General features: G+C 41.9%; 17 protein-coding genes. 12 read left to right on the top strand and 5 right to left on the bottom strand.

The genetic code is table 11. The features are described from left to right. Positions 1-477: 477 nt before the first annotated feature. Entirely contained in the window at positions 478-699 is a 222-nt protein-coding gene (locus FTU34_RS05595) for a hypothetical protein (RefSeq protein WP_180034971.1), read from the top strand. 651 nt (positions 700-1,350) lie between these two features. Here the strand turns inward: FTU34_RS05595 and FTU34_RS05590 are convergent. Then, positions 1,351-1,959: a TetR/AcrR family transcriptional regulator gene (locus FTU34_RS05590; RefSeq protein ID WP_180034970.1), complete on the bottom strand. Its 609-nt coding sequence runs from the start codon at positions 1,957-1,959 to the stop codon at positions 1,351-1,353. Positions 1,960-2,050: 91 nt separating this feature from the next. Here FTU34_RS05590 and FTU34_RS05585 point away from each other — a divergent pair, with 91 nt between their 5' ends. Together FTU34_RS05585 and FTU34_RS05580 are read left to right on the top strand one after the other, a co-directional pair. Continuing rightward, complete coding sequence (locus FTU34_RS05585; protein WP_180034969.1) at positions 2,051-3,712, top strand: acyl-CoA dehydrogenase family protein; 1,662 nt, start codon at positions 2,051-2,053, stop codon at positions 3,710-3,712. 184 nt (positions 3,713-3,896) lie between these two features. Next, entirely contained in the window at positions 3,897-4,091 is a 195-nt protein-coding gene (locus FTU34_RS05580; RefSeq protein WP_180034968.1) for a hypothetical protein, read from the top strand. Here the strand turns inward: FTU34_RS05580 and ptsP are convergent. Together ptsP and FTU34_RS05570 are read right to left on the bottom strand one after the other, a co-directional pair. Further along, positions 4,084-6,378 (bottom strand): phosphoenolpyruvate--protein phosphotransferase, encoded by a 2,295-nt coding sequence (gene ptsP / locus FTU34_RS05575; RefSeq protein WP_180024480.1) that lies wholly within the window; start codon positions 6,376-6,378, stop codon positions 4,084-4,086. The genes FTU34_RS05580 and ptsP overlap by 8 nt on opposite strands. Positions 6,379-6,455: 77 nt before the next feature. After that, positions 6,456-6,935, bottom strand: coding sequence for an RNA pyrophosphohydrolase (locus tag FTU34_RS05570; protein WP_078192761.1), 480 nt, complete (start codon positions 6,933-6,935; stop codon positions 6,456-6,458). 181 nt (positions 6,936-7,116) lie between these two features. Between FTU34_RS05570 and FTU34_RS05565 the strand changes: the two genes are divergently transcribed. From FTU34_RS05565 to FTU34_RS05555, 3 genes are all read left to right on the top strand, one after another. Then, on the top strand, positions 7,117-7,773 hold the full coding sequence (locus tag FTU34_RS05565; protein ID WP_180034967.1) for an HAD family phosphatase: 657 nt from the start codon (positions 7,117-7,119) through the stop codon (positions 7,771-7,773). 91 nt (positions 7,774-7,864) lie between these two features. Beyond that, on the top strand, positions 7,865-8,338 hold the full coding sequence (locus tag FTU34_RS05560) for a DUF2628 domain-containing protein (RefSeq protein ID WP_180034966.1): 474 nt from the start codon (positions 7,865-7,867) through the stop codon (positions 8,336-8,338). 96 nt (positions 8,339-8,434) lie between these two features. After that, the gene (locus FTU34_RS05555) at positions 8,435-8,677 is read left to right on the top strand and encodes a DUF2789 family protein (protein ID WP_078189726.1); all 243 of its coding nucleotides are present in this window, start codon (positions 8,435-8,437) and stop codon (positions 8,675-8,677) included. Between the two features lie 599 nt (positions 8,678-9,276). Here the strand turns inward: FTU34_RS05555 and FTU34_RS05550 are convergent. After that, positions 9,277-10,140 carry a LysR family transcriptional regulator gene (locus tag FTU34_RS05550; protein ID WP_078189725.1) on the bottom strand — a complete coding sequence of 288 codons (864 nt, stop codon included), beginning with the start codon at positions 10,138-10,140 and terminating at the stop codon, positions 9,277-9,279. 467 nt (positions 10,141-10,607) lie between these two features. On the opposite strand from FTU34_RS05550, the gene FTU34_RS05545 reads away from it, so the two are divergent. Beyond that, on the top strand, positions 10,608-10,817 hold the full coding sequence (locus tag FTU34_RS05545; RefSeq protein WP_180034965.1) for a hypothetical protein: 210 nt from the start codon (positions 10,608-10,610) through the stop codon (positions 10,815-10,817). A gap of 128 nt (positions 10,818-10,945) precedes the next feature. Here the strand turns inward: FTU34_RS05545 and FTU34_RS05540 are convergent, their stop codons facing one another. Further along, on the bottom strand, positions 10,946-11,182 hold the full coding sequence (locus FTU34_RS05540; protein ID WP_111884090.1) for a DUF2061 domain-containing protein: 237 nt from the start codon (positions 11,180-11,182) through the stop codon (positions 10,946-10,948). Positions 11,183-11,186: 4 nt separating this feature from the next. Here FTU34_RS05540 and FTU34_RS05535 point away from each other — a divergent pair, with 4 nt between their 5' ends. From FTU34_RS05535 to leuB, 5 genes are all read left to right on the top strand, one after another. Then, positions 11,187-11,381 carry a hypothetical protein gene (locus FTU34_RS05535; RefSeq protein WP_180112628.1) on the top strand — a complete coding sequence of 65 codons (195 nt, stop codon included), beginning with the start codon at positions 11,187-11,189 and terminating at the stop codon, positions 11,379-11,381. Positions 11,382-11,538: 157 nt separating this feature from the next. Continuing rightward, a complete protein-coding gene (leuC, locus tag FTU34_RS05530) occupies positions 11,539-12,987 on the top strand; it encodes a 3-isopropylmalate dehydratase large subunit (protein WP_180034963.1) in 1,449 nt (482 codons plus the stop codon). Between the two features lie 24 nt (positions 12,988-13,011). Continuing rightward, positions 13,012-13,662: a 3-isopropylmalate dehydratase small subunit gene (gene leuD / locus FTU34_RS05525; RefSeq protein WP_180034962.1), complete on the top strand. Its 651-nt coding sequence runs from the start codon at positions 13,012-13,014 to the stop codon at positions 13,660-13,662. Positions 13,663-13,771: 109 nt separating this feature from the next. Next, entirely contained in the window at positions 13,772-14,335 is a 564-nt protein-coding gene (locus FTU34_RS05520) for a hypothetical protein (protein ID WP_180034961.1), read from the top strand. Between the two features lie 41 nt (positions 14,336-14,376). Further along, positions 14,377-15,456 (top strand): 3-isopropylmalate dehydrogenase, encoded by a 1,080-nt coding sequence (gene leuB / locus FTU34_RS05515; RefSeq protein ID WP_180034960.1) that lies wholly within the window; start codon positions 14,377-14,379, stop codon positions 15,454-15,456. Positions 15,457-15,494 lie beyond the last annotated feature (38 nt).

Here is a 15,494-nt window from a genome sequence, read left to right as displayed (position 1 = left end):
GGCAAGTGGTCTAAGTTGTTTTAGAAAATTGTAAATAAATTTTTATGGGGTGATGCCAGTTGGTACAGCTATCTTTATTGTTGTCAGGTCAGGTGTTGTCACTCCAGCTTGAATCGATTCCTACATCATATCAACATACTAGGCAACCTTACGTGATCGCATATCGTAGTTGAGGGGGTTAATGGCGAACCCATTTTGACCTCGGGATATATTTTACGCCCAAAAGGATAAGCACTTAAACAAGACTGGACCGTATTGGCATGAGCACATGGCACGACTGTGTGGCTGATACAAGTGCTCCTTCAAGTGATTATACAATGGGCCTGTATATAGTTTGCAACTAGTCATAGATGGTGCAATCGACAGTTGTTTGAGGCATGGCTATGTAGTGGTTGCAACAGATTATAAGGACTGGGTAAGCCAAAACTGCACCCTCATATGAATGTAGTCAGTTAAGTTTATAATTTGGTGCATTCTGTGCGTGCATTGCATTCTTGGAAGCCGAGGCAATTTAGTAAAGACTGGATGCTGATGGGGCGTAGTCAAGGTGGTGCAGCTGTGATTGCGGTTGCAGCTCAGGAGCAAAAAGATGCGCTTGAATTAAATTTTAAAGCTGCAATACCCTTGGCACCGGGTGGTTATCAATATGAATGTATTGCTGAATACATAGAACCAATCCAAATCCAGATACCAACGTAGCGGCATTTTTCCCCAGCGTGTTGTAGGGAGCAGCCGCAGCAGATCGATCAATGTAGATCAACAGGTTAGTCCAGATATACAGTCTTTACTAAATCAGGCCCGTAAACGTTGTTTATCAGAACTAAAAAAATAGTTAAAACAAGCACCTCAGCCAATCTTTTAAAAAATTCAGACTTAAGGCCATCCCTAAGCTATTTAAAACGGTAGTCGATTGAATATATGACCCTAACCGTAACACTGATGTTTGTTTAAGGCGCCGCAGACCATTTGTAGATCACCTTGGTACTCAAAGTTATTACCAGAAAGTGCGCAAATAAAAATTGCCAGCAGTCTATCAGGCGATCCCAAATGGCTATCCTCGGAGTGCATTAGGCCATAGTCCAAAATATAAGGCTGAATTTTTAAAGAGCTTACAACTGGCCAGCATTGCAAAGGCGTATAAATGAGATAAGTAAGCTGGCAATAAAAGCTTAACTTCTAAAGCACTTTTATTGAAGGATGAACCAAGTGATGAATGATTTTCTTCTACCGTAAAAATGAATTTCCTAAATATCTAAAATAACTGGTTTAAGAGCCGTTTTTTTTGTAAATAACATGACTTTATTTTATTCACCAATGCATTTGAAACGTCATTAGACTTGTCCGCGAAGTCTAATCGCGCAACATATGAATTATATCTCGTTTTAATTCATCCCATTCAGTAAAGTTTGGTACGATCAACAAGCTTTGCGACACAAAGCCATAACACACTCTTTGTATATTTAAAGCCATTGGCTTGAGCTTTTCCTCGTTATTTATAAAAGGCTTAAGCATGTGTTGCCACATTTGCACCATCATGACATAACTTTTACGGTAACTTTCAATATCTGAAATCCGCCGTTCCAATAAAAACACCTGTGACCATAAAAACTGCTGCACTTGAATTTGCTCAATTTGAAAGTGGATGATTTGCTGTAAATACTCTTGAAAATCCAAATCTGTGGATAACTTCATCAGCGATTGTGCATAAGTTTTCATCTGTTCGGCATTGTGTTTCACATGCAAATGAATGGTTAGCGCAATCAAATCTTCCTTCTTGGAAAAATATTCATAAAATGTCCCTAAGCCAACGCCTGCAAGGTCGGTAATTTCACGAATGGTAATTTTGTCGGCAGGGCGCTCATGCAAAAGCCGAACAAAACTTTCCTGTAAGGCTTCTTGGGTGAGCTTTGCACGTGATTGACGCGGCTTACGCCGTATTTGAATGGCTGAATTCTTCATATTGTTAAGCGCTGAAAACCGAACGTCTATGCTTTAAATTTTCTCTATACTGAAATGAAAAGCAAACAAGAACAAGTGGAAAATATAGACGATGAATACATTAGAACAGCCATGGATGACGCATCAAATCAGTAACCAATTTGATGAACTAGAAAACTACAATCTATTTTCAAGCGATACGGTTTTACATGAAATCTTAAAACGCTGCAGCAGCCATGATCAGCCGACTTTATGCGAAATGGGCAAAGTGGCAGGTTCGAGTGAATATTTTCAGCATGGGGCTTTAGCCAACAAGCACACACCAATTTTACATGCCTTCGATGCGCGAGGTCGTCGTACTGACTTTATCGAGTTTCATCCTTCATGGCATAAATGGATGGGGCTCAATCGTCAGTTTGATACCCATGCACATCCATTTAATCAGCCTAACTCCAAGACTAAATGGGTGGAATGGGCAGCACGTTTTTATTTAGCAGGTCAGGTCGAGTGCGGCAATTTATGTCCAAATTCAATGACGCTCGGCAGTATTCCACTCATTCAGCGCGAACCTGAACTGTGGGCCAAAATTGGCGAGAAACTACTATCGACTGAATATGATGAACGCGATGTACCGATTGCGCAGAAAAAGTCGATTTGGCTCGGTATGGGCATGACCGAAAAGCAGGGCGGTTCAGATGTACGTGCTAATGAAACTATAGCTGTGCCTGTGGCAGAAACAGGACGAGGTAAAGCTTATTTACTCACGGGGCATAAATGGTTTTTCTCTGCACCGATGTGTGATGCGCATTTGGTGGTGGCAAAAACCGAACAAGATGGCTTGGCTTGTTTCTTTGTGCCACGTTGGTTGGAAGATGGCACGAAGAATAATATTCAGGTGCAACGCCTAAAAGAAAAAGTCGGTAACCGCAGTAATTCAAGCTCGGAAGTCGAATTCAAAAATGCGTGGGGCATTATGATTGGTGAGGCAGGGCGTGGCATTCCAACCATTATTGAAATGGCGAACTATACTCGTCTGACCTGTTCGGTCGGTTCAAGTGCCATGTTGCGTCAAGCTTTGGTGCAATGTATTGCTTATACCCGTCAGCGTCAGGCTTTTGGTAAACATCTGATTGATCAACCCCTAATGCGAGCAGTCTTGGCAGATTTAGCTTTGGAAAGTGAAGCAGCGACGCAGCTCAGTTTCCATTTGGCGCAGTGCTATGAATCGGATGATACTTTGTCTGTGGCATGGAAACGCATCATGACCCCAGCAGCCAAGTTTTGGATTTGTAAGCGTGCGGTGGAACTGACAGGTGAGATGATGGAAGTCTTTGGTGGTAATGGCTATGTCGATAACGGCATCATGGCGCGCATCTTTAAAGAAGCACCTGTGAATACTATTTGGGAAGGTTCAGGCAATGTCATGTGCTTGGATGTGCTGCGTGCGATTGGACGTGATCCTGAGTCCATCGAAGTATTATTTAAAGATCTCGCTTCAACTGCAAGCACAGATGAAACCCTACAAGCTGAATTACAAGACCTGTTTAGAATGTTCCATCAATCGCCTGAAGATTTACAATTTATGGGGCGCAATTTGGTCAGTCGTTTAACGGTGCTTGCACAAGCGGTGTTACTGAAACGCTATGCGCCTGATTATGTAGCAAATGGCTTTATTCAAAGCCGTTATAGTGCTAAACACGGGCAAGTGGTGGGGATGTTGGATGCCAAAATGGTCGATGTAGAGCGTTTGCTGGAAAGGGCTTTCGCAAGTTAAATGCAACGTATTTTCCTCTCCCTTTGGGAGAGGGGGAAAAATGTGGCAAAGCAAAGTTTTTATGGATTTGGGACTAACTACGCTGTATCAAAAAGCCATAGGAAAGTGCTTGAAAAAATCTAAAAATAGACCAATATATGCACTACAGCACGAAGGTGCTGTATAGGCGAAAAGGTGAATGCAAATGGCAAAGAAAAAAGTCCTGCCTGAAGTTGAAGTTCGCAACTTTGTGGCAAAACACATGAATGATTTTAACAAAAGCCAAACTTTTGTAGATCGAAAGAAAAATGCGAAACGTGGCTATGACAAGCACAAAAAGGGGAGATACTCAAATGACTATCTCCCTTTTTATTGGTCTGTATTTTTACAATTTAACTGACTATTCGCGTCGCTGATTTCACCATATCACCTAGACCATGAGTCTTAAAGTAATACTCCATTAAGCTTTTCACCATCAGTGGATTATTCATGCTTAAGGCACGATCTAAGAGCTCTTTTGCATCTGGCATCGGCACATGGCAGATGGCTTTACGAACTTTCAGGATATTACTCGAACTCATCGATAGGGTATTAAAGCCCATTGCCATCAATAAAATAGCGGTGAGTGGATCACCAGCCATTTCCCCACAAATACTAATCGGCTTGTCGTATTTATGACATTCTTGCACCAAGCGAGTCAACGCACGAAGTACGGCTGGGTGTGAGTGTGAATAGACATTGGCAACACGTGGGTTATTACGGTCAACCGCAAGTAAATATTGGGTTAAATCGTTTGATCCCACTGAGAAGAAGTCCACCAATTCAGCAAATTCATCAATCTGTAACAGCACACTCGGCACTTCGACCATGATGCCGATTTTGGGCTTGGTAATCTTCACCTGTTCTTCTTCTTGCACCGCTTGCCAGTCACGATCGAGTAAATACAATGCTTCTTCGACTTCGCTGACACTGGTCACCATCGGCAGCAAAATATGCAAGTTGTTCAAGCCAATACTGGCTTTGAGCATGGCACGAATTTGGGCTGAAAAAATCTCAGGATGATCGAGGGTAAAGCGAATCCCACGCCAACCCAGTGCAGAGTTTTCTTCTTCAATTGAGAAATAAGGAAGATCTTTATCTGCACCAATATCGAGGGTACGCATCACTACGGGTTTATTGGCAAAATGACTGAGCTGTTGACGATAAATCGCGCGCTGTTCTTCTTCACCTGGGAAGCGATCACGCAGCATAAATGGGATTTCAGAACGGTATAGACCGACACCTTTGGCGCCACGTTGTACACCGCGAACTACATCGATCATCAAGCCTGTATTTACAAACAATCGAACCGCGACGCCATCAGGGGTGATGGCATCTTTGGTTTCGTATTGCTTCAGATCTTTAGCAATTTGCTCTTCTTCTTTTTGAATCTCTTTATAACGTGTGCGTAAGCGACGAGGTGGATTGATGAATACACGACCTTGATGTGCATCGACAATCATTTCGACATCATCAAGGGTGTTAATCGGAAGTTCAGTCACACCAACCACAGTTGGAATGCCGAGAGCACGCGCCACAATCACCATGTGTGAGTTCATGGCACCTTCAGTGGTCACAATCGCTGCGATTTTATCGACTGGGAGTTCAACCAAGGCAGCTGTAGAAATTTCCTCACCAATTAAAATGCTTTCATCGGTGATTTCACGGTGACTGGCATCTGCTTCTTGCAAAAAGGCCAAGATACGACGCCCCAGATCTTTTAAGTCTGAAACACGCTCACGGAGATAGTCATCTTCCATCTGTGCAAAGAGCGCAATGTGTTTATCAATGACAATGCGAACAGCACCTTGTGCCCAGTTACCGTCGCGAATTTCACTTTTGATTTCCGCGGGGAGGGCATTGGCATCGAGCATCCGTAAGAACACGCTAAATAACGCCCGTTCTTCAGCCATGAGGGCATCTTGCATTTTTTCATCAAGCGACTGAATTTCTTGGCGAACTGCGTCTATGGCATTGTCGAGTAATTCGAGCTCCTCACTAATGTCATCGGCTTCACGATCAGGGACTGAAGCCAAGTCAGCAGGTGGATATAAGATGACTGCACGACCTAGAGCAATGCCGCCTGAACCTGAAATGCCTTGGAAGGTTTTATAGGCTGGGAGGTTGTTCGGTTTACGAAAGACTTCGATATTCCCGACGGCATGTGCATGGGCAATCACCCCTGAAAGTTGAGCGCATAGGGTTACGAGGAAGGATTCGGCAGCTTCGCTAAAGTCTTGAGGTTCCTTGTTTTGAACCACCAAGACACCCATAACTTTACGGCGATACATTACCGGAACCCCGAGGAAGGAATTGTAAATTTCTTCTCCCGTTTCTGGCAGATACATAAAGCGTTCATGCTTCGGTGCGTTATCAAGGTTGACGATTTCTTCACGTTGTCCAACTAAGCCAACCAAACCTTCACTGGTATGCAAAGAGACATGCCCAACGGCTTCAGGGTTTAAACCCTTAGAAGCCATCAGTAAATAACGATGGTTTCGTTCATCAAGCAAGTAGATTGAGCAGACATCCACATGCATGGCTTCTGCCACTTGATTGACCATTATGTCTAAAGATTCATGCAAACTGGCTGACGCATTAATCTCTTGGACTATGCGTCTTAATGTATCCAGCTGCATGTTCGACATCGTGTCTGCTCCAAAATTTATTCTGCTTTATTTATAACAACACTCATCCTAAAAATCTGCATCCATTCAGCAAATTTTTACGGCTTTTGTGGAAGCTGACTGCAAAGTTCCACCATGGCTTTACGATATACATCGCGTTTAAAATTCACCACTTGTCCTAGTGGGTACCAATAGCTGACCCATTGCCATTGATCAAACTCAGGTGGATCTGACAAATCAAGCTGAATATGCTGTGCTGAAGCTGTCAGTTTCAATAAAAACCACTTTTGCTTTTGACCAATACAAACGGGGGCTGAATCGGTACGTATATACCGATGTGGCAAACGATAGCGCAACCACCCTTGGGTTTGTGCTATCACCTGGACGTGTTCGGGCAGTAAGCCAACTTCTTCTCTCAGCTCACGGTAAAGTGCCTGTTCGGGGGTTTCTCCATGTTGGATACCTCCTTGTGGAAATTGCCAGGCATTGTGACCAATGCGCTTTGCCCATAAAACTTGTCCAATGTCGTTTGCCAAAATGATCCCGACGTTGGGTCGGAAACCTTCTGAATCGATCATTTGGCTACCTAAATATTGTGTAATTTATGACTTTGCTCACGGGGACGTTTATTTCTGTGTCCATCTCGAAAAAGCAAAGTGTAAAAATGTTAAAATTGTTATGATCTTAACGAATTTCTATCGACTAGCGGAGATAGATTTACAATTTTTTTCTTAAATTTCAGCTTTTACGAGTATTTTCATGAAATTGGCACTGTTTGACCTTGATCACACCTTATTAAATACCGACTCAGACCATTCTTGGGGGGAGTTTTTGGTCAATGAAGGCTTGGTTGATCCAATTCGTCATCGTGCCATGAATGACAAATTTTATGATGATTATAAAAAAGGCCAGCTTGACCCGATTGCCTATAACGAATTTGTATTTGAGTTTTTAACCCAACATGACAATGCCTACTTAACTGAGTTACATCAGTTGTTTATGAAAAAAGTTATTCGTGCGCAAATGCGTCCAGAGGGCTATGCTGCCATTCAGCGCCATCAAGATGCAGGGCATCAATTGGTCGGGATCACCGCAACGTCTGATTTTATTACCGCACCGATTTTTCGTGAATTCGGCATTACTGAAATCATTGCGACCAATGCCGAAGTTGTGAATGGGAAATATACAGGTAAAGTAATTAATACTCCGTGCTATCAAAAGGGCAAATTAGTCCGTTTGAATCAATGGTTAGAAGGTCGTGATGTGACAGAGTCCTGGGCCTATTCAGATTCAATCAATGATCGATTCTTATTGGAATATGCGGATCATGCAATTGCAGTCAATCCAGATGATCGTTTAGAGGTCCTAGCAAAAGAACAAGGTTGGGACATTCAAGACTGGTCAATTCAAGCCTAAAGATGAACAGGAAAAAAGCATCTTGAGATGCTTTTTTATTTGATGTTCTTTTGATTAACCCTCGACTCACTTATTTGAACTATCGCTCCGTATGCAGACAGAAGCTTCTTTTAAACATTTAATTCAAATCTTTATTGGGCCACGTGCTCAATCTTATTTAAAGTTCATTGAACAACAAGTTGGACAGAACAATGGTCTGAGTTGGGCAGGGCTAATTTTTGGACCCTATTGGTTACTCTATCGAAAGATGTACCGCTATTTCTTCTTATTCTTTGCGGTTGGTTTTTTGATTAGCATGTTGGCACTCATCATCGGTGTGCCTGAACAAGTCTTGATGGGGCTGTCATTGATTCCTAACCTCATACTCGCTGGGATCGGAAAGCGGCTTTATAGCGATTTTGCTGTGCAAAAGACCAAAGCCTATATGCAGCAGCCGAAATATAGTGAACAGGTGTTTGCTGAAGAAGGGGGAGTGAACTGGGGGCTACCTTTATTGTTGGTATTTATTCAATCTGTCGTGATGATTATGCTCAGTTTGCCTTTTATTCAATTTTCACCGCTATAGAATTCTGTAATTGAGTGCGTGTTCATTCCATGTTATATCCTTAAAACAGAATAATTTTGTATCCATAAACAATAAGTTTTAACAGGGAGAATGACAATGAGTGTACGTCCACGCATGACTCATCTATTTGAACAACTGGGTTTAGATTCGAGTGAAGACGCGATTGCTTTATTTATCGTGACGCATCAACTCAGTGCCCAAACTAAAATTACCGAAGCAGATTATTGGACAGATGCTCAGCGCCAGTTCTTGGCCGAAAAAATTAAGTCAGATGGTGAGTGGGCGATTATTGTCGATCAATTGAATGAATCATTACATGAAGATTCATTGACGAAATAAAACCGACAGGTCTTCCTTGGTTTTTTTAATGGGATCGGCTGAAATAGGTGATCCCATTTTTACTGAAAAACTGATGTTACGTACGTAAAAGTTATTTCGTGTTTTTAAAATGATTTTTAAATCTATTCAACGAAGTCTTACATCTAGGAATTGAATAAATTGATTGGCCTTCGGCAAAAGTACCCAAAACCATTGTCATCCGCAAAACTCGTTCACTACCGTCTAATTATTCAAAGTATCGCAAAAACATTTTTGATGAGAAGTAGTCCTATCTCAAACACTTGCGGATGACCTTGCCGCGTATCGTTCTTATATTTGAATCAAATTGCACTTCTGATGTTACTGTATAACATCAGTGAAAAGAGGTTGAACTTTCATAATAAGTAAGAGCATCTATTGCTGACCTTGAGCAAAGCTACAAATATTGATGGCAGATTTGAAGGTCACTGCATTGTCTATGATGACTATTCAACAAGGACTGTTCAACACTTGGCTAATCAAATCATTCGCTTTTTCTAGATGCTTAAACAGATGAATATAAAAAGCCACCATAGCGGTGGTTTTTTTAACGATTAAATATTGTAGGCAAAAAAAATCGATTAGATGTGTTTCATCAATTCAACCAGCTTTTGTGCAGCAAGTGACTGAGTACGGCCTGGGTGCCATACCATGCCCAATTGACGATTCATGTTTGAAGGTAAATTCAATTGTTTTAAATCTTGGTTCAATAAGGTTTTAGGAAGAACTGACCAACCGAGACCAATGGAAACCAACATGCGAATCGACTCAAGTGAGTTATTGCTCATGGTGACTTTTGGCTTGAGTCCATACTTTTCAAACTCAGCCAAGGTAATTTGACTGGTATAGGTTTGCGCCGCAGGTAAAAGACTTGGGTATTGGATCAAATCTTCTAAGGTCAAATGTTCAACTTGCGCCAAAGGATGGAACGGTGCAACCACGAATACCAATGGATCATTCCATGTCGTGATGTATTTTAAACGGCTGTCCCCTTGTGGCGGTAAAGTCAAAAATGCCAACTCTAAGTCGCCAGCTAAAACTTGCTCATGGGCTTGTTCAGAATCAACAAAGTGTACATCTAAGGTCACTTCTGGAAATTGCTGTACGTATTGACGCAAATGCGCCGGTAAATGGTGTAAGCCGATATGATGGCTGGTACCAATTTTCAGTTTACCTTGAACCTGACCTTGCTCATGGCTGAGCGTATGGTGAATATCGCCCAATTCATTCAGCCAGCTTTTTACTTTTGGCAAGAGAGAGTTTGCTGCATGCGTCGCTTGAACACCACGACCCGCTGATTCAAAAAGTTTGACACCGAAGTATTCTTCTAAACTGTGAATACGCTTGGTTACAGCAGGTTGCGTAATGAAGAGCTGATCTGCTGCCAAAGAGATCGAACCAGTTTCCATAACTTTTACAAAGGCTTCAAAGGCTGCGAGATTCATCTTCATTCCTATAAAGAATTTTTATGCTTAGTCTCATTGTTATAATATTTTAAGAATAAATCAAAGGGAAAGTTGTATCTTTTGATTTAAAACTAGGCGTTCAAGTCATACTACGCATTAAATCTGAGGGGATTTTCCGAGTTCTATAGCGTTATTCGAGTGCTTGATTGTTGCATGATTCGAGATGGAGCTGTGACGTTTTCAGCTCAAATGCGCTGTTACAAAGTTGTTTTTTAAACCGAAACCACAGTTATGCATAATATAAAAAATACAGGGCTGAAAAGTATTTCAACCGTTTGAATTAAAGAGGAGCGAGGGCGTTTCTTTTAACTCAGCATTGAACTAAAAACAAAAATGAACTCAAGTTTTGATGGCTTGGGGAACATACTTTTCAGTGAATAATTAAAGTAACAGGTACAGTCAGGGCGGCATCGATTAGCGATAGCGTACCTCACAGGGAGAAGGCGATGGATATTAAGCACATTAAAAATTTATTGGATATTTTTGAAGGGACAGTCGAAAAGCGCTGTGCAATATATGAAATCGCAGATGACGAAGACGACGAAAACCGTGCAGCAGCGGAGTGTAATGCGGCAAAAAACAAACTGATTCTTGCGATAGAACAATTGGTTGAGGCGCATGATCAGCTGGTCTTACAGCAAAAAACCAAGCTTTGATGATCTGTCTACAATTGAATCTATAGGATGAAATGAATAGAAAGTTAAAGTGGATGGAGTAAAAGAACGTTTAAAGGTCATAAAAAAACCACCGTGATGGTGGTTTTTTTACAAGGAGCAGGGTTGGATTAAGCGGGGATATTTTCCTCTACAGCTTTATCTTTCTTTTCCCAGACTTTTTCGTGGAAGAAAAAGGCAACCGCTTGAACAGTTGGTTCAAGTAAACTTAAGGTAATGGCCATTGCAATACTGCCTGTCACGTAATAACCAACCAACATCGCAACCGTGATATGCATGATGTAATAGCTCAAGGTTTTTTTGAACATGCGCTGATTATTTTCGACGAACTTGTTAATGTGGGCCATGAAAATGCTCCTTGTTAAATTGATAAATCTTGGCAATGAGTTAATAATAATGATTCTTATTTGCAATGTAAAAGAGAATATTCAATTTATGATCATTGAATTTTTAAATTACTGTTTAAAAATGGCAGAAAGTGAACAAAAAGTCGGAGAAAATTCTAAAGTTTCATCTGCTGAAAGTATTGAAGTGAGCGTGTTTTAAACGCATTAATGGTCTTTAAAATGCAACGGAAATCAGCAGTTAAATATCATTCCTATAAGTTTTTAAACTAATAAAAATGATAAATTAGATTTATGTGAATACGTGGTTATAATCGATTTAACGAAAGAATTTACCCAGTCCAGTGGAGCAAATCGACATGGCAGGCGAAACCCAAATAGCGGAAACCCAAACAAAAAAAACCTTGTATGACAAATTGTGGGATGACCATCTAGTAAAACAACGAGATGATGGCTCTTCATTATTGTATATCGACCGTCATTTATTGCATGAAGTGACTTCTCCACAAGCCTTTGAAGGGCTACAGCTTGCGGGCCGTAAACCATGGCGTTTAAGCGCTAACGTTGCAACGCCAGACCATAACGTACCTACTTCTACTAAGGAGCGTGCTGAAGGTATTGCGGGTATTGAAGATGATACCTCACGTATCCAAGTGCAAACTTTAGATGACAACTGTAAAACTTTTAATGTTGCCCAGTTTGACATCAATGATGTGCGTCAAGGTATTGCACATGTAGTTGGGCCTGAACAAGGTTTAACGTTGCCGGGTATGACCGTGGTGTGTGGTGACTCACATACTGCAACGCATGGTGCATTTGGTTGCCTGGCTCATGGTATCGGCACATCTGAAGTTGAACATGTGTTGGCGACTCAATGCTTAGTTCAAAAGAAAATGAAGAACATGTTGGTGCGTGTTGACGGTCACTTGGGTAAAGGCGTAACTCCTAAAGACGTGGTTTTAGCGATTATCGGTAAAATTGGTACTGCAGGCGGTACAGGTCACGCAATTGAATTTGGTGGTCAAGTGTTCCGCGATATGTCGATTGAAGGTCGTATGACCGTATGCAACATGGCAATCGAAGGCGGTGCGCGTGTTGGTATGGTCGCTGTCGATGACAAAACCATTGCCTATGTAAAAGACCGTCCATATGCACCGAAGGGCGAACAGTGGGATGCTGCAGTAGAATATTGGAAGACTTTAGTGTCTGATGAAGGCGCGCATTTTGATACTGTTGTGGTGTTGCAAGGTGAAGAGATTGAGCCACAAGTGTCTTGGGGGACTTCTCCTGAGATGGTGATTCCTGTATCTCAAGCAGTGCCAACTTTAGAACAAGCCAAAGATGATGTACAGCGTAATGACTGGACACGTGCATACAACTACATGGGCTTAGAAGCGGGTCAGGCATTGGCTGATATTCAATTAGACCGTGTATTTATTGGTTCATGTACCAACTCACGCATCGAAGATATTCGTGCAGCGGCTGAAGTGGTCAAAGGCAAAAAAGTGGCGGCATCGATTAAGCAAGCCATGGTGGTACCGGGTTCAGGTTTAGTCAAAGCACAAGCAGAAGCAGAAGGCTTAGATAAAATCTTAATTGAAGCAGGCTTTGAATGGCGTGAGCCGGGTTGCTCAATGTGTTTGGCAATGAATGCCGACAAATTGCAACCAGGTGAGCACTGTGCATCGACGTCTAACCGTAACTTTGAAGGTCGTCAAGGCAATGGTGGTCGCACGCATTTGGTGAGTCCAGCAATGGCAGCAGCTGCGGCAATCGCTGGTCACTTCGTTGACGTTCGTACCTTCTAATCAGGGCTAATAGGAGCAAATCGCATGAAAAAATATACCGTTGAACAAGGTATCGTTGCACCATTAGACCGTGCCAATGTGGATACAGATTTAATTATTCCAAAACAGTTTTTGAAATCTATTAAGCGTACTGGCTTTGGTGTCAACTTATTTGATGAGTTGCGCTATTTGGATGAAGGCTATTTAGGTCAAGACATTTCCAAACGTCCAATCAACCCAGATTTTGAATTGAACAAACCGCGTTATCAAGGTGCGTCGATTTTGATCTCTCGTGCAAACTTTGGTTGTGGTTCGAGCCGTGAGCATGCGCCTTGGGCATTAGAAGAATATGGTTTCCGTACTGTCATTGCACCAAGCTATGCGGACATTTTCTTTAATAACAGCTTTAAAAATGGCATGTTGCCAGTGATCTTGTCTGAAGAGATCGTCGATCAGTTGTTTAAAGAATGTGCTGCATCTGAAGGCTATCAATTAACCATTGATTTGGCTGCGCAAGAAGTGCGTACACCGAGTGGTGAAGCATTTACATTTGAAGTCGATCCATTCCGTAAACACTGCTTATTGAATGGCTTGGATGATATCGGTTTAACTTTACAAGCAGCCGATGATATCCGTGCTTATGAAGAAAAAACCAAAGCATCTCGCCCTTGGGTATTTGCAGAAATTAAAGCTTAAGTCAGTGTCACTGTAGAACTTCTTAGTAGTCAGTCGGCTTAAGTCTTGTTAATATCAGGCGAAACAAAATTTATACGTTAGCCAGAATTTATCAGGTTGGGTTCGAAAAATGAAAAAGTTCTTCGGTCAGCTGGTTGTAACGGGAGCGCTGTTTGCAACGCTCTCTGCCTGTCAAAGCTTTGACACGGCACGCATTAAAAATGTGAAGGAAACTGAAAGTACAAAAAATAATGCTTTGATTTACTGTGCAGGTACAGCGCACTGTGAATTTGAGCGTTTTGATCAAATACAGGTGGTTGATCCAAATAATCAACATGTACAACGTGCTGCGATTAAAGCAGGTATTGTACGGTTAAATGGTCGTTCATTGTCTGAGCCTAATCCTTTGTATTTGTCTGTACCCACAGGTCAGCATGAAGTCGTGATTCGCTATTATCCAATTTCTCAGGAAAAAGCAGAGCGCTTGCATGTCATTCACAACTTTAGGTCCAAACACGAGTACACCTTTAAAATGTACCGTGAGCGTTCAAAAAACAGAGGCAGTTTACTAGATAAATCTGCGCCTGATCCGCTCTGTGTAGACTTAAAGCAAGGTGCAAAAACGATTCGACGTTTCTGCCGACCGTACAATGTCCTCACAGGACTTGGTGAGTTTGTAGAAAAGAAACTTTAAATCTGACTGGTAATCAAGCCAGCGTATAAATGGAAAGACTCATGTCAAAACATATTTTGATTTTACCAGGTGATGGTATTGGTCCTGAAATCGTGAAAGCGGCTGAACAAGTGCTGACACGTGTAAACGAGAAATTCAACTTAGGTTTGACTTGGGAACAAGGTCTTTTAGGTGGTGCAGCGATCGATGCGCACGGTTCACCTTATCCAGATGTAACAGCAGCACAAGCGAAGACTGCTGATGCGATTTTATTGGGTGCAGTGGGTGGTCCTAAGTGGGATACCATTGAGCGTTCAATTCGTCCAGAACGTGGCCTATTAAAAATTCGTTCAGACTTAAATTTATTTGCCAATTTACGTCCAGCAATTCTTTATCCGCAGCTTGCAGATGCGTCGAGCTTAAAACCTGAAATCGTAGCAGGTTTGGATATTTTGATCGTACGTGAGTTAACTGGCGGGATCTATTTCGGTCAACCACGTGGTATTCGTGAACTCGAAAACGGCGAAAAACAAGGTTTCAATACTGACGTATATGCTGAATCTGAAATCAAGCGTATTGCCAAAGTTGCTTTTGAAATGGCGAACTTACGCGGTGGTAAAGTGTGTTCAGTGGATAAAGCCAACGTGCTAGAAGTGACTGAGCTTTGGAAACAAACCGTAACTGCGTTAAAAGAAGAGCAGTATCCTGAAATTAACTTGTCTCATATGTACGTTGACAATGCTGCAATGCAATTGGTCCGTGCGCCAAAACAGTTTGATGTGATCGTGACTGGTAACTTGTTCGGCGATATCTTGTCTGATGAAGCGGCGATGTTAACCGGTTCTATCGGCATGTTGCCATCGGCTTCTTTAGATGAAAATGGTAAAGGTATGTATGAACCTTGCCACGGTTCAGCACCAGACATCGCAGGTCAAAACATTGCGAACCCATTAGCAACAATTCTGTCTGTTGCTATGATGCTGCGCTATACCTTCCGTGAAGAAGCGGCGGCAAAAGCAATTGAAGATGCTGTAGGTAATGTCTTAGATCAAGGCTTACGTACAGGTGACATCATGTCAGAAGGCAGTACTCAAGTCGGTACTGTAGAAATGGGTCAAGCTGTAGTTTCTGCATTGAACTAATGGCGAATCAAAAAACGCAGCGTTTATGCTGCGTTTTT

The sequence above is a fragment of the Acinetobacter sp. YH12094 genome (genome assembly GCF_013419295.1).
GTDB classification, from domain to species: Bacteria; Pseudomonadota; Gammaproteobacteria; order Pseudomonadales; family Moraxellaceae; genus Acinetobacter; species Acinetobacter amyesii.
The sequence above is the reverse complement of the archived record's forward strand: the minus strand, read 5'-3'. Positions and strand labels throughout refer to the sequence as shown.